Below are 13,783 nucleotides of genomic sequence, written 5' to 3'. Positions count from 1 at the left end.
GTATTTTTTATTGCTTTAATTAAAAGCTTTATTTCTACCTAGTTTTTGTTACGGTGTTTTTTATATTATTAATAATATAAACATTATAAATACTCACTAAAATAATAGCGAGCACACAACCAATTATCACTATTTGGTTATTACTTTCTGAAAAATCGAAAAATGTATTAAATTTTTTAATATACTCAGAACGTATATAATAACTAATAGCAATACCAAAAACAACTGCTATTACAGTTGTTACACTTATAACAATTTGGTAAAATTTAGCAATACTTTGGTACGTGTAACCTATGGTATAAAGGTTAACAATGACGTCTTTATTTTTTTGAATTATAAGATTAAAACTCAATAAAATGAAAGCGATTGACAATGCTATAATGACCAAAGCAATACCAGTTATAAATATTAATCCTGATTTAAAAAAGAATGAGAGTTTGCTAAATTCTAACTTCTCTTTACTTATATCGTAATTGTTATCATTAAAATAGCGAAGTATGTTCTCGTCTGAAGGATTATTAAATTCAACTAAAACTCTACTAATCCGTGACGTATCTGCACGACCGAATTTTGTATTAGCATAACTTAAAAATGCTTCGGGCACTAATATGGAATTTATCTTATTTGAAAATCCCACAATTTTTGAACTGTAAACTTCTGTGTTACTATTACCAGACACTTTAAGGTTAAATGCTATCTGCGAAATTGTATTTTTAGATAATACTGGTAAACCTTGACTTTCTGCAAATCCGAAATTATAGAGCGTTAAATAAGATTCTGGAATAACTATGGGTACAAAATTTTCTGTTTGGTTCCATTGCCAATCTTCAGATTTCACATCTAGATAATCATCTGGTATACTTTCAAAAAACAAGTCGGTTTGAAAAAGAGGTATACTTTCCGATTGATTAGAAAATGCTTTTATTTTAAAATTAGCATTATTAAAAACAGATATATTTTTGACAAATGGTTGTGCTTTTAATTCCTCTAACTCGTTCGGTTTAAAGTATATTTTTTGTTTATCAATAGATTTAAATACCGAAACCTGTTTACTAATTACAGCGGTTTTGGCATTAAAAACATCGGTTTTTTCGTTTATTAAAGGTTTAACATCTATAAATAATTGAATAGTAGATACAATAATAAATACACCAATGAGTAAGGTTAACATATAACCAAACAATTGTGTTTTTACGAGCGTTTTTTTTTGTAATTTTTTGAGCATAATTACAAATTTATTGTTGTATCAAAATTAAAGGCAAATACTTCATCTAGAGCCGTCATTATTATACCTGCATTTTGTTGTTTGGCTTCTTTTTGAATTAAAGCTGAGACTATTTTAATGTTGGTAGGATCGAGATGACTAAAAGGCTCATCTAACAATATAAAATGGAATGGTTGGCACAAGGCTCTAATTATAGCAACACGTTGCTTTTGCCCTAACGACAGATTTTCTACTAAACTATCTCTTTTATGTCCAAGGTTAAGATGGTTAATAAGCGCATCTATTTGGTCTTGAGTCTTATGGTGTGTTAAATTATTTTTGAGTATTATATTTTGAAATACGCTAAGACTAGGAAATAATTTATAATCTTGAAAAACATAACTTAGTTTTGTTTTTCGTAAACTAATCACGTTAATTTCTGTATCAGAATTGTAGTTTATCTTTCCTTCATAATTAGTACTGCTTCCGTAAATAAAATTTAAAATAGATGTTTTGCCGTGACCCGAATTTGCCTTTATTAAATAGTTTTTTCCACTATTAAAAACAACATTAGGTTGCATGTATATGTCAGAGGTAGAAACTTCGTCCTCTGACATATAAGATGGTTTTATGTTATTTAAAATAATAGTCATAAAAAATTATAATCCCATATAACTATTATAGCTTCTATCTATAAGGCTTAACATATTATTTAAACTGTTTTTATTATTGTCTTTCGTTTTTAAATCTAATTGCATCGTGTAATTATCAATTTGTTTTAACTCTAAAGATGAAGCAAATTCACTCCACATATCAAAAACCCTACCTTCTCTACTATTCTGAGCTTTAGTAAGTTCTTTTTTTATGGTATTTGGATAAGTATCAAAATCTAAATTCATAGAGGCATAAAACGCATTATTCTTGAAATTTGAAACTTGATTTGACATTAACAAACTACCTGATTTTAATCCGCCATCTTTAAACGCTTTTACACTTGCTTTATCGTTAGTAAAATAACACGTATTAGAATTAAAAGCTAAGTACATGTCGTATCTATTATCAATTTTAATTTCATAATAATCACTTCGCTTTTGTAAATCATTTTCAGGAAGTTTTTCAATAATTTGCTTTATATACGTGTTAGAAGATATATCAAAAGCTAATCCCATAATTGGTAAAGGTTCTGTTTTAGTGACAGTATCAGAGTAGTAATTTTGATAAGTATATTCGACTTCCTTAATATCTATTAAATTAAAAACTGCACTTCCCTTAAAACTTCCAATAAATTCTTTAAGTGTAAAACCCATTTCGTTTTCGAACTTATTTTCCATTTTATCAAAATCATTTTCTGATTTTAGCATATTATAGTATGCCATAGGGTTCATTGATACACTCGCATTTGCCAAACTATTTTCAGGTAAAAAACTTAATAAATCAGAATTAAAATTAGTGTTAAGAATTGGATCTTCTTCTACCATTTTTTTCACATCATCGTTAGGAAATAGTTTCCATTGCATAGACATATTATTGTTTTCAAAATTTAGATGAGCAGCCACATAATTATCTGCAATATCAAAATCTAATTCACGCATCATACGTTTATATTGGTAATTGTCTTCTAAGAGGTTGGTTGAAAACCAAAGACTAATATCTTTTTTATTATTGTAAAATGTAGTAAAATCTTTGTTTTGTGTAATTTGATTATTTTCTTTTAACCCAAAAAGTGTATTTATGGTTAAATCGAAATTTTTTCGACTTTCATAGTTTTTTGAAGTCAAACAAATCACCTTATTTTTATCCCAAGCAAAAGCGACATCTTTATTTACGATGATGTATTTGTAAGATTTTTCATTTTCCACATCAAAAGAAACACCTCCTTTATCTAATAAATCTTCAATGAAAACTGTGAATTTTTCTTCATTTTTGAGATCCAGTGCCATCGCATAATATTGCTCGTCTTTAGCCTCGTTAACATAAAACATGAGTAAATCGTTGGTGAAATCTAATCCCGTTTCTGTAGGATCATCTATAACGTTTTGCATCATTCGTGACACTTTTTTGTTTTCGTTTCTAATTTCTTTTTTAAAGGTTTTAAATAAATCAAATTGCTCTAACTCATTTAATTCTCCTTTTTTAATTAAACTATAAACATCAACAACTGTAACGACATTTGTGCTCTCTGGTATAATAGATAAACTACTAGGTTTACTACTGCATGAAGCAAGCATTATAAGAGCTAAACTTACTATAATAACTTTAATGAATTGGGTAGGTTGTAATAATTTCATGTATTAAATTGTTTTTTTTAATTGCTTACGCGTTAAAGATAAAAAATCGGTGCTGCTATAATAATTTTTCTAAATTATTTTAAATAAGAAAATGGAACTTACATCACCTTTTCTGCCAAATACTTCTGCACTTCATATACATCAATACTCTTATTAAACTTTTTGCTTACCGATGGAATGTTCTCGCTTGAAATCCAAATTTTTAGTTCGGCATCTAAATCAAAAGTCCCAGAAGTTTCTAAAGAGAACCGAGAGATACTTTTGTACGGCATGGACTTGTACTCTACCTTACTCCCCGTAATACCTTGCACGTCTATAAGAATAAGACGCTTGTTGGTAAACATAAACACGTCTCTAAAGAGTTTAAAACCAAGTTCTATTTGCTCGTTATTGGTTAATAAGCGTCCGTATTTTGTAGTTAATTGTTCCGTTGAAGCTTGGCTTGCGTTACCAAGTATTTTGTTAAGTAGTCCCATAGTTTTTGGTTGTTTTTTTAAAAGCTCTAATATTGAAAGTTAAAGTTTTTCGTCATAAGATTTTATAACCAAACAACTGCCATCTTTCACTACAACTTCGTACAGCATTGAATGCTCGTAATCTTTCCAGGTCATACCCTCTAATTTTATAAAATTTTCATTATTAAAGTATCTCACCCAATTATTGGTTTCTGAACTAGGCTCTATATATGCCACACGATAGCATATCTGCTCTTCATCATCTTCTTTATTTGTAAGATAACATGCTACATGTCTATCATAATTATCAAATTCTACAACATAGGTGATATATTCAGTTCCATCTTCTGTAACATCTAATATGTAGTCACTGTTATTTTGAATTATCTTAGATTTAGATACTCCTATTTGGGCACTCACGGTTAATGTTGTAAATATTAAAATTATTAATGTGATTACATTTTTCATGAAAAATAAAGGTTTTATGTTTAATTAAATATGATAGCACTTTCTCTGTAAAATTATTCAGTTTTATTTTAAATTATAAAGCTAAATAATTAAAATATCATTTGATTACGGTAAACCGTATTCAATAATTTTAATAACATAAACGTGATATTTTTAACAATTAACAGTAATGTTTTCTAATTGTTTATTGCTTATTTATACATCCTAGACAATTGTTGAAGTCGAAATCTTAATACTATTGCCATTATAGGTAAAACAACCAATAAAAATGGAAATAGTATACAAAAGAAAAAGAAATTCACTTCGTAATATGAAGTGCCTGTAAGGTTCGCCAGATTTATGGTGAAATCAGTACAATAGACATATAAATTACCACCTACATAAATCATCCAATCTATTAATGAATCAATCTTACTCATTTCGCTGATTTTTGCTGGTTTTTAATTTTCTAATTGCTATGGTGTAGTCTATAATTTTCACCAGTGAATACCACATAATAAATGGAAAAAGTATAACTAAAAAAAGAATATTAGCAGCCATATAATTTCCTGTAGAATGTAAAGTTTGAATGGCTCCAAAATATATTTTATCAGTAATATAAAAGTAATCTTTTAAAAACTTAACATGATGTTGTTTACAGTAACTTGTATTGTTATGCGCTATCCAACTACACTTTTGAGGACTCTTAACATCTGAGTTTATCGCCGTGAAACCGTAAGCAGTATAAGGTTTTTCCGTTATAGAATAGCGATAAGATTCATTTACAACTACCATTATAATATATGGTAGCAAAAGCAGACATATGTTTCTAAAAAGTCGCATATAACAATAATTAATTTATTAAGTTTATTCTTTTTCGGTATATCTCTTAATACACCAATACTTTTAAAAGTTAATCATTATTATTACTTTCTATATTAAATTCTATAAAAACCGGCAAGTGATCTGAAATCCTTCTTGCTGGAGCTAAGTTCTCACAATTTTGAATATAATCCACAACTCCCGTGTTAACTGCTTTAACTTGTTTGGAATAGTAAATGTTATCGATTGCATGACTCCGATAACTCCCATAACCACATTTTCGTTTTAAAGTTGTTTTTTGGTTTATTACTGCAGATTTAAAACCTTGTACGTATAGGTTGTTCCATACCTCATGTTTTTCATTAAGGTTAAAATCGCCTACAATTAATAGCTTATCTGTATTTAATCGCTCTTGATAATTTTTAAAATGAATGATTTCTAATTCTGGATTATCGTCGTGCTTCCGTGAGTGAAAATTAACAACATGAAACTTATAACCTGTGCTTTTTTCCTTAAATTCTGCAATATATGGTTCTCTCACTATTTCTTCGGCTAGCTCCTTATCTAAATAAGCGCGTCCTTGTATATCTATTTTGCTCGTTTTCCATAAATAAGCATAGCGCTCACTCATATAAACAGATGGACTTTTTGTGGGATCACTTATTCTATAATCCCATTTAGCACCTTTTCTATTTAATTCATCTGCTATTTGTGCCACTTTTTGTGCACCAGCAGGATGTTTAGCCACCACCTCTTGAATGGCAACGATATCAAAGTCTTTTAAAACATCTACTATGAAGGCAATTTCTTCTGCATTTTTAGTTTGACCAAGGTCTTGGATGTTCCAAGTGATTAGTTTTAGGGTGTTTTTAAGCTGTAAAACACTTTCCGCTTGATTAATGTCCTGATCAGTATACTTAACACCATTAATAACTACTGGCTTATAAATAAATTTAGTTTTACTCTTTGCCCCTCCATCCCCCTCTCTTGAAACACAGGATACAATTAAAAATAAAAACAAGAATAAAAAAAAGCTTATTCTCTTATGAATAAAATTAGAAATCATTTATGGTTGGTTATTATCACAAAAATACTATTCAAAAATTATTTGATTGTTTTTGTAATCAATAGTTAATTTACCAAATTTTGATAAAGCAGATTGCCCTAACAACAATGGAGCCTCTAAATTATGAACAACTGAAGCTTCAACATTATATATCGTTTTAGTTCCTATTCTCACTTTCTTAAGATTAAGTCTCGTACCTTCCGATATGTTACCTGTAGCATCTTGATATTGAACTTTCCCTAAAAAATCTTCCTCACTTAACCTACCTTGTTTTAGTAAAAAAAGGACTTCTGTTTCTGATATTGAAATACTACTTGCTCCTGTATCAAAAATAATATCCATATCAACATCGTTTATCTGAATAGGAACATAAAAAACACCACCCTCTTTCGTCATTTCAACCATATTCTCACTTTTTATACCATCCCTATTATAAGCTCTTGTTGAGTTAAGGTTTGAGTCGGACGAAGAAATAGCTCTTTTACAACTAAAAATCAAGGATAATACTACAAATATTAAAAATTTACTTTTACTCATATTTATTAGTTACTTTAGGTATTATTTGTATTGAAAATCTCTTATTGTAAGACTCTACATCTTCTGATTTTTTGTAATTACCAATACTTCTACTTTCACGACAAAGACCGTTATATCCACTTCCTGAAATTAAAACTTCTACATTATCTTTTCTGAAATTTATATTATTGTCAAGCCATAAATCATATACCGCTAAAGCTCTTTCATATGATTTTTTATAACCATCTGAGTTATTTTTACTATATCTTTTATCATATGTATTGGCCATATTTCCCTCTATAACTAATAGATATGAAAAGTCTTTATTATCGTTCTGAAGTTTTTCTAAAAACCCTTTTATCTTTTCTCCTATCTCAATAGTTGTTTGCTTATGCTGTTCTAATACTTCTGATTTCCCAGGATCAAAAATCTCTATACCTCTAAGATTTTTAGCTACAAACTTTTTACATTCTTCTAAGTATATAAAATCTCCATCTTCCTCTAATGGTTTAAATTGCTCTTCTAACTGAACTATTTTTTTTAGGTCTTCTAATGTAGTTGCCATTTTTTGTTGATCTAGTTTTAAATAAACAACGGTTAAAACAAATAGAACAAGCATTACGAAAAATAGTGTTGTCATTAAATCAGCGTAGCTAACCCAGAAAAAATCACCTTTATCCTTCTTTGACATTTACAGTATATATTTATATATAAAAAGACCACAAGTTGCCATGATTACAACTGAAGTAAAAATTAAAACAGACAATAACAGTTTTGGTGTTTTAAAATGCAATGGCTTGTCTGCTATTTTATCCATCAGTTGATTAATCGTTTTATCGTGATCTTTAATGCTCGCTTTTAATACCCCAACCTCATTTGGCAAACTTTTTATTTGTCCTATACTATCATTCACTTTTAAAACATCTTGTTGTATTGCTGCTATATTATGGCTTTCATCATCAAAAACTTGTTTTGTCTTTTCTTTTAAGTCTTTAAATAACTTTTCAAATCCAGAGTTAATTTCAACATCCTTCTCATTGAAATTTTTCATTCTTAACTCAAATGATTTTTTAAGTTCATCTACCATTGCTCCTGTGGATGAATCAAAGTCGGCAACCTTATTACTTATGGCTTGTTCTCTTTGTTCGAAACTAGAAAAATGAGTTTGTAAGTATTTTGATCCTTCTGAAATATTTTTAGCATTTACATCAAAATTATCGATCAGCGCCCCTATGTCTCCTACCTTATCTAATTGAACGGAAACCGTATGATTTAATCGTTCTGTATTTTTTAGAAGTCCATTAACATTAGTTAAATACTCCGATAATTCTTTTAACTTAGAAAAAGAGCTATTTATTTGTTTCATCACATCGATATTGTATCTAGCCATATTACCAACATCAATTCTTTTTAACTCCTCTACTACCTGAAGTTGACTTTCAAAAGAACTACGAACTTCTTTAATAATGCCATCAAAATGCCCCATATTAATTGCAAAACCTTCGTTAAACTTCAGCAAATTTGCTTGTAAGGTCTGTAAACTTGAAGCTGTGTTTTTTGAAAGTATTGGTAATAATTGGGTTTGTATAAAAGTAAAAAAGTTGTTTTTATCATTTTCTGCCCCTTTCCTAATGTTATAAAACAAAAGTGAATTTATTGTTGTTAAGAGTAGCCCAATTGCACTTGCTATCATTGCAATTTTAACCCCAATAAGTAAAGCATCTACACCTTTCAATGTATTATCTGCATTCATTGATTCTACTCCCCCACTAATTGAATCACTTAAGCTTGGCATTGCTATCAAACCAATAATAATTCCTAACATAGTTCCAAAAAGACCTAAATAGAGTGGTATTGGAAGGTTACTCGTTATGGCACTCTCTTCATTATCTATGTTTCTATCTACAATATCCTTAATTAAATTAAAGTCGCTAATTGCTCCTTTATTTCTTAAGAGATAACTATTAATAGCACTAATAGTATTATGAAATGAAGAACTTACATGACCTGAAGTTTCAATAAGTGAAATTTTTATTTTATTGCTCATAAGTCTTCTTTGTTAAATAACATCAATTCATCATCTTCATCTTTATTCTCTTCATAAATATCTTCAGCATCAGTCTGGTTTATAATATTAATTCGTTCTATTTCATTGTATGTATTCTCCTCTTTATTTCTCTCTAAATTAAAATCATCCTTATTATTTAAAATAGTATCAGCATCGATTGAAGATGCTATGTCTTCATCAATTGTTAATTCGATCACATCTATATTTGAATTTTTAGGAATAATTTTCTTAAAAGCTAGTATTCTATTTAAGTTTTTATAAAAAAGAATCAATTGAAAACATACAATAATGCTTACAAGCACCATTATAATAATATCATGTTTACCTCCCATATAATTTATATTTATTGAAATTTAATCAAAGCTTTATCTGACTCACTTACCACCCATTCTCCATTTACAAATCGCGCAATTCCTTTACGTTCTGTTATAATCGTTCTTTGAAAGTCTTGATTACTATTGGCATTATTACAAACTCTATATAAAAAATCATCTGGTGAATTTATTATTTGCCGCTTCATAAAATCGCTTACTAAGACAACTTCGAATTCCGCAGAAGTTTTAGTGCTATCTATATAAGTAAATTTAAAAACTGTTTCCTGATCGAATACCTCTTTAGTTGTATTTACAAAGACTCTATTAGGGTTTGGCTTACCAGAATAAAAACTGATTAATACAGGTTCTGAAACTGGTGCGTTCCACACCCTAGTGTTTTCTGCTTTATTTTCGGAAGAAAAAGAAGAAGAAGAAGAAGAAGAAGAAGAAGATGATGATGATGATGATGAATTAAAATTTTGAATTGGAGAAGACTGAACTTTACTTAATTCATCTTTCAATTTCTTATTTTCTTTACTTAATCTATTTATTTTATTATTCAGTTCAGGAATCTTAAACCTTTTTTCGGCAAGCTCTTTTCTTTTTTTTTCTATTGAAGCTTCTAATCTCCTGATGTTATTTCCCTTATTTATAGATCTAAAAATAAAAACTATTAACAAGGTTAACAAAAAGACAATTGAAGCATTAGTTAAATTTAAAATGGACTCACCTCTATCAGGAATAACCTCACTTTTAGAAGTTAAATTAGTAACACTACTTTTTTCCTCAACCTTTAAATTAATATAATAATCAATATCTTTTCGTAATTTCAATAAAGACTCTGAATTAATTAATTGCTCTTCTTTTACATCACTTAGTATAAGCTTAATAGAATTAAACAAGGTATCTAAGTCTTTTTCTCCACTTTTTATATCGTTTATCTTTAACGAAACCTTTTCTAAAGTCTTTGTGAATTGATTTTCTAAATAAATTTCTAAAGAATCAAAAGGCAATGGTGAATTAATAGAGCTTACATTGAGCCGACCCTTTAAATTCTTGAAATAATACGAGCTATCCTTCTGGTTTAAAGGAACCGATTCTAAATAGGCTTTGGTTACAACAGCATTCGCATAGTCAACAATAGTAATCCATTGTTCATTAGAAATAGATTTACTTTGACCGTGTAAAGAACCTAAGAATAAGAAACTAATAATTATACAAATTAAATTTCTCATAGCTATTCTTTCGTTACTAAGTTATATGCTAGCTCACCCAAGCTCCCTACTAATGGATAAAAGAAAAGTGTTTCTGCTATATCTTCCTCATCATGGTTTTCCAACTCTATAATCTTGTTATTAATACCCATTTTCATCGCATTTACCTTTTTATCTGCTAAAAATTGTTTAGTAAATTTTAATATGCCATTGTCAATTCCAAAATAATCTTTGAATGAAATGTGTTCGTTTAAGCGAAAAAACAACTCAAGAAAACACTCATAATCATTTATCGAGTCACTTTCCAATGATTGAATATCTTTATAAGTCCATTTTTTAGATTTACTCATTAAAGTATTATGATTAATTAATACTTCTTTTATTTCATTAATATTTACATCATTGTTTTTATTAAAATAAATTGCTCCCTTGCTTGCTATTTCCTTTGGGTTATCTTCCAATAAAATTTCTATGGACACGTTTTCAGAAGTACTAGAAACATCTGAGAAAACAAATTCAGCTATACTTTTTAAAGTGTTTTTTGCTTTAGAAGCATCTATGATGGTCAATAGCTTTGAAGCCGTACCTGAGAAAGATATAGAAACAGGTATTTGTAGTTTCCTTGATTTAAAAATATGAGCTAAATGATAAATATGAGCGACATAGAACAATAAAAATATAATTTTCAAATCTCGATCTGCCTTTAAAGATTCTAAGAAGCTAATAGGTAGTTTTCGCTCTCTAATTATAGGATTGTTTTCTAAACTAAAAAGGACGTTGATAGCATCATTAGACTTATTCTTAGATATAATATTGTTCATAACGGTTCCTAAATCCGCTAAATTATTATTCTTCAATTCATCATATAATTTTACTTTAAATCTTTTTACAAATCCATTAATATTAATATTTCGTTTATAATTATCTCCAAAAATCGCATCACCTGCAAACTTGTAAGAGCTAAATAGTATTGGCTTTTCCCCTTCATATATAGCTATATCAGAAGTTCCGCCACCTATATCAATAGAAACCATTGGCTTTTCTAAAGCTGCTTTTCCCTTCTCATTTATATAATAATAAAATGGTGTTAAACTTTCACAAACCTTTGATATGCTAACATCACTTCCTAAATATTTTAAAATAATGTCATTCCATTTACTCTCTAAATCATTCAGTTCATAAACCATCATACTAGCAGGATATGACCAAATAATCTTTGTTTGTTTCAAGTCTCCATTATTCAAAAGAATTTTATTTCGAATCAATTTTATTAATTGCTCGAAAAAACTTCGCATAACCTGACTACTGTTAGCGTTTTTGTTCCATTTTAAATTTGTTTCTATCTCAGTATTTAAAGCAAACGATGTTTTTTCATATTGAAATGGAATGGCAATATTAGACATTGAGAACATTGGTTGTGTAAAATTCGCAAGTTTATGGTAAGCGATTACAGTTCGTTGAGGAAACTCATAGATACTATCTTTTTTTATAATATTCGGAAGTAAATCTACCTTACAAAACTTTAAAAAAGATTCATCAAACTCTTTATCGTTTATAAGATGCCCTATATGCTTACTTTCGGCGCTTAACAACTCAAATGGCTCAGAAATACCATCATTTTTCGAAAACTCAACATGAGTATTTGTAGTCCCAAAATCAATCGCTACTGTAAATTGATTTAAACCACCAGTAACTTTAGATTCAAAATTGGGGATTAATATGCCACTAGCAAAATCATGCTTTATTTGTATATAATCAAAATCACTATTGACAACCAAACCAAACATATCTATATTTTCTTCATCTTTAAAACGCCTTTGCGTTTCTTGTACAGAAGTTACCTTTTCATTGTATGACTTGTAAAAGTTAATACTGTATTTATTTCCTTGAAATATTGGTAACGAGTCGGCATCATAAAAAGCAACATTGTATTCAGGCTCAACCGTGTTACCAAACTTATAAAAAGGTGTAATACCTAAGTTTATTCTATTTTCTACAATAGCTCCTTTATTTAATTCTTCACTAAAATCGGGTTTATGAGCTTGAGAAACAGGATTATAATAAGTCCTTTTATATGTTATATGCTTATTATTTTGAACAGGAAGTCTTAGATAAACATCGACATGATTATTAGCTAAAATTTTAACTTCGAACATTTTTTCTCCATTAATAATTTTATCTAAAAAATCTAATGAAAAATACTCAAAAAACAGAGGTTTTAAAGGGATTAAGAAGCCATGTTCATTATTCTCTTGGCCATTTATAAAATAATAATTATCTATTGGCAAATGTGTTTTAATTAATACGGGTTCAAGAAAGTCACTTGCTACCAGATATGGATATTTCGCACCATCAAAAGGTAATTTTCTTTCTTTTATAGATTCTACAATATAACTAGGGGCTTTATTTGAACTTTCCCAGTTAGCAGAAACATAACGAAATCCTTCTGAAATTGTATCGTTAGGAAGAACTAGAAGAGGTTTAGATTTCTCAATGTTTTTGGGAGAATTAAGAATAAAATCACTTTTAGAAATCTCCCTTAAATTACCTTTACTTCTTTTTAAATTTACATTTAAAACCTCTACAATTTCACCACCGCCATCAATATTCAAGTCAAGTAACTCATCATACATTCCTTCATTTTGATTAAGAATTTTACTTCTTAACTCATCTGACAGAAGAGGAAATATTTTTTGTAAATAATCATTAAAATTTTTAAAATTTACAGTAAAATTAGGAATGGTTTTACTTAATAAAAAAAGGTACTCAACATAAGAAGTATCTCGTTTATGTAATGAACAATAGTCATCATCAAAAAAGGTATCACCAGCTGATGTAAAATCTTTAAGATGAAATTTATTTGCAGAAGTAAAAAATATAGAAACTGGAGACGTACCACCTATAATATTCAATGGATTGTGACCTAGCTTATAATTCAATAAATAGATTTTATGCATCTTATCAAAATTATAAGCTGCACTATCTTGCTTCAAATAAAGACGTAAACTTTCACCCAATGCTCTATGACCTTCGTGCGAAGAATCTAACAAGTTGGACAAATCATGCTTTGGGTCCCAGCTAATAATCTCTATTTTATCTTGATATTTTTCAAAATCAAATAAAATCTGACCAATATCTAATGCATCTGAAACCATTTTATGATATATGGTATCACCCTCTAAATCTCTATTAACAACCTCTTTAAAGGCAGTATTAACTAAGTCTATTCTAGCAAATGGACTTGGAATTGAAGTGATCTCTTTACTAGCATGCTCACCGTTTGGATCCTTAATAGCAGCAATAGCTTTGTCATTAAGAGGCGTTGAATTATCCCACCCATAAACATCTGCGCCTTCATGAAATCTAAATACTTTAACACTCATAACTTT

The 13,783-nt window shown here is 28.8% G+C and carries 14 protein-coding genes; all 14 read right to left on the bottom strand.

What is annotated here, in order from left to right; all coding sequences use genetic code 11:
- Positions 1–34: 34 nt before the first annotated feature.
- Positions 35–1,225: an FtsX-like permease family protein gene (locus tag ABD730_RS07410; protein WP_215925240.1), complete on the bottom strand. Its 1,191-nt coding sequence runs from the start codon at positions 1,223–1,225 to the stop codon at positions 35–37.
- 2 nt (positions 1,226–1,227) lie between these two features.
- Complete coding sequence (locus ABD730_RS07405; protein WP_215925241.1) at positions 1,228–1,821, bottom strand: ATP-binding cassette domain-containing protein; 594 nt, start codon at positions 1,819–1,821, stop codon at positions 1,228–1,230.
- Positions 1,822–1,863: 42 nt separating this feature from the next.
- Positions 1,864–3,492, bottom strand: coding sequence for a DUF4836 family protein (locus ABD730_RS07400; protein WP_215925242.1), 1,629 nt, complete (start codon positions 3,490–3,492; stop codon positions 1,864–1,866).
- A gap of 98 nt (positions 3,493–3,590) precedes the next feature.
- Positions 3,591–3,968: a PH domain-containing protein gene (locus ABD730_RS07395; RefSeq protein ID WP_215925243.1), complete on the bottom strand. Its 378-nt coding sequence runs from the start codon at positions 3,966–3,968 to the stop codon at positions 3,591–3,593.
- A 39-nt stretch (positions 3,969–4,007) separates the two neighbouring features.
- The gene (locus ABD730_RS07390) at positions 4,008–4,415 is read right to left on the bottom strand and encodes a hypothetical protein (RefSeq protein WP_344713650.1); all 408 of its coding nucleotides are present in this window, start codon (positions 4,413–4,415) and stop codon (positions 4,008–4,010) included.
- Positions 4,416–4,606: 191 nt separating this feature from the next.
- Positions 4,607–4,834 carry a hypothetical protein gene (locus ABD730_RS07385; RefSeq protein ID WP_344713648.1) on the bottom strand — a complete coding sequence of 76 codons (228 nt, stop codon included), beginning with the start codon at positions 4,832–4,834 and terminating at the stop codon, positions 4,607–4,609.
- Complete coding sequence (locus tag ABD730_RS07380) at positions 4,827–5,207, bottom strand: hypothetical protein (protein WP_215925246.1); 381 nt, start codon at positions 5,205–5,207, stop codon at positions 4,827–4,829. Before ABD730_RS07380 ends, ABD730_RS07385 begins: the two co-directional genes overlap by 8 nt.
- Positions 5,208–5,307: 100 nt before the next feature.
- Complete coding sequence (locus ABD730_RS07375) at positions 5,308–6,282, bottom strand: endonuclease/exonuclease/phosphatase family protein (protein WP_344713645.1); 975 nt, start codon at positions 6,280–6,282, stop codon at positions 5,308–5,310.
- Positions 6,283–6,309: 27 nt separating this feature from the next.
- A complete protein-coding gene (locus ABD730_RS07370; protein ID WP_344713643.1) occupies positions 6,310–6,819 on the bottom strand; it encodes a retropepsin-like aspartic protease family protein in 510 nt (169 codons plus the stop codon).
- Positions 6,812–7,489: a flagellar motor protein MotB gene (locus tag ABD730_RS07365; protein WP_344713641.1), complete on the bottom strand. Its 678-nt coding sequence runs from the start codon at positions 7,487–7,489 to the stop codon at positions 6,812–6,814. Before ABD730_RS07365 ends, ABD730_RS07370 begins: the two co-directional genes overlap by 8 nt.
- Positions 7,490–8,845, bottom strand: a complete 1,356-nt coding sequence (locus ABD730_RS07360) for a hypothetical protein (protein ID WP_344713639.1) — start codon at positions 8,843–8,845, stop codon at positions 7,490–7,492.
- The gene (locus ABD730_RS07355) at positions 8,842–9,198 is read right to left on the bottom strand and encodes a hypothetical protein (protein ID WP_344713637.1); all 357 of its coding nucleotides are present in this window, start codon (positions 9,196–9,198) and stop codon (positions 8,842–8,844) included. Before ABD730_RS07355 ends, ABD730_RS07360 begins: the two co-directional genes overlap by 4 nt.
- A gap of 11 nt (positions 9,199–9,209) precedes the next feature.
- Complete coding sequence (locus tag ABD730_RS07350; protein WP_344713635.1) at positions 9,210–10,415, bottom strand: hypothetical protein; 1,206 nt, start codon at positions 10,413–10,415, stop codon at positions 9,210–9,212.
- A gap of 2 nt (positions 10,416–10,417) precedes the next feature.
- Positions 10,418–13,777: a hypothetical protein gene (locus tag ABD730_RS07345; RefSeq protein ID WP_344713633.1), complete on the bottom strand. Its 3,360-nt coding sequence runs from the start codon at positions 13,775–13,777 to the stop codon at positions 10,418–10,420.
- Positions 13,778–13,783: the final 6 nt, after the last annotated feature.

The organism is Winogradskyella damuponensis, assembly GCF_039538385.1.
GTDB classification, from domain to species: Bacteria; Bacteroidota; Bacteroidia; order Flavobacteriales; family Flavobacteriaceae; genus Winogradskyella; species Winogradskyella damuponensis.
This window is presented reverse-complemented; position numbering and strand designations above follow the sequence as displayed.

Excerpts from the sequence above, each read along its gene's own strand:
- ABD730_RS07410 (WP_215925240.1), bottom strand. The coding sequence starts at position 1,225 with ATGCTCAAAAAATTACAAAAAAAAACGCTCGTAAAAACACAATTGTTT.
- ABD730_RS07405 (WP_215925241.1), bottom strand. The coding sequence starts at position 1,821 with ATGTCAGAGGACGAAGTTTCTACCTCTGACATATACATGCAACCTAAT.
- ABD730_RS07400 (WP_215925242.1), bottom strand. The coding sequence starts at position 3,492 with ATGAAATTATTACAACCTACCCAATTCATTAAAGTTATTATAGTAAGT.
- ABD730_RS07395 (WP_215925243.1), bottom strand. The coding sequence starts at position 3,968 with ATGGGACTACTTAACAAAATACTTGGTAACGCAAGCCAAGCTTCAACG.
- ABD730_RS07390 (WP_344713650.1), bottom strand. The coding sequence starts at position 4,415 with ATGAAAAATGTAATCACATTAATAATTTTAATATTTACAACATTAACC.
- ABD730_RS07385 (WP_344713648.1), bottom strand. The coding sequence starts at position 4,834 with ATGAGTAAGATTGATTCATTAATAGATTGGATGATTTATGTAGGTGGT.
- ABD730_RS07375 (WP_344713645.1), bottom strand. The coding sequence starts at position 6,282 with ATGATTTCTAATTTTATTCATAAGAGAATAAGCTTTTTTTTATTCTTG.
- ABD730_RS07370 (WP_344713643.1), bottom strand. The coding sequence starts at position 6,819 with ATGAGTAAAAGTAAATTTTTAATATTTGTAGTATTATCCTTGATTTTT.
- ABD730_RS07365 (WP_344713641.1), bottom strand. The coding sequence starts at position 7,489 with ATGTCAAAGAAGGATAAAGGTGATTTTTTCTGGGTTAGCTACGCTGAT.
- ABD730_RS07360 (WP_344713639.1), bottom strand. The coding sequence starts at position 8,845 with ATGAGCAATAAAATAAAAATTTCACTTATTGAAACTTCAGGTCATGTA.
- ABD730_RS07355 (WP_344713637.1), bottom strand. The coding sequence starts at position 9,198 with ATGGGAGGTAAACATGATATTATTATAATGGTGCTTGTAAGCATTATT.
- ABD730_RS07350 (WP_344713635.1), bottom strand. The coding sequence starts at position 10,415 with ATGAGAAATTTAATTTGTATAATTATTAGTTTCTTATTCTTAGGTTCT.
- ABD730_RS07345 (WP_344713633.1), bottom strand. The coding sequence starts at position 13,777 with ATGAGTGTTAAAGTATTTAGATTTCATGAAGGCGCAGATGTTTATGGG.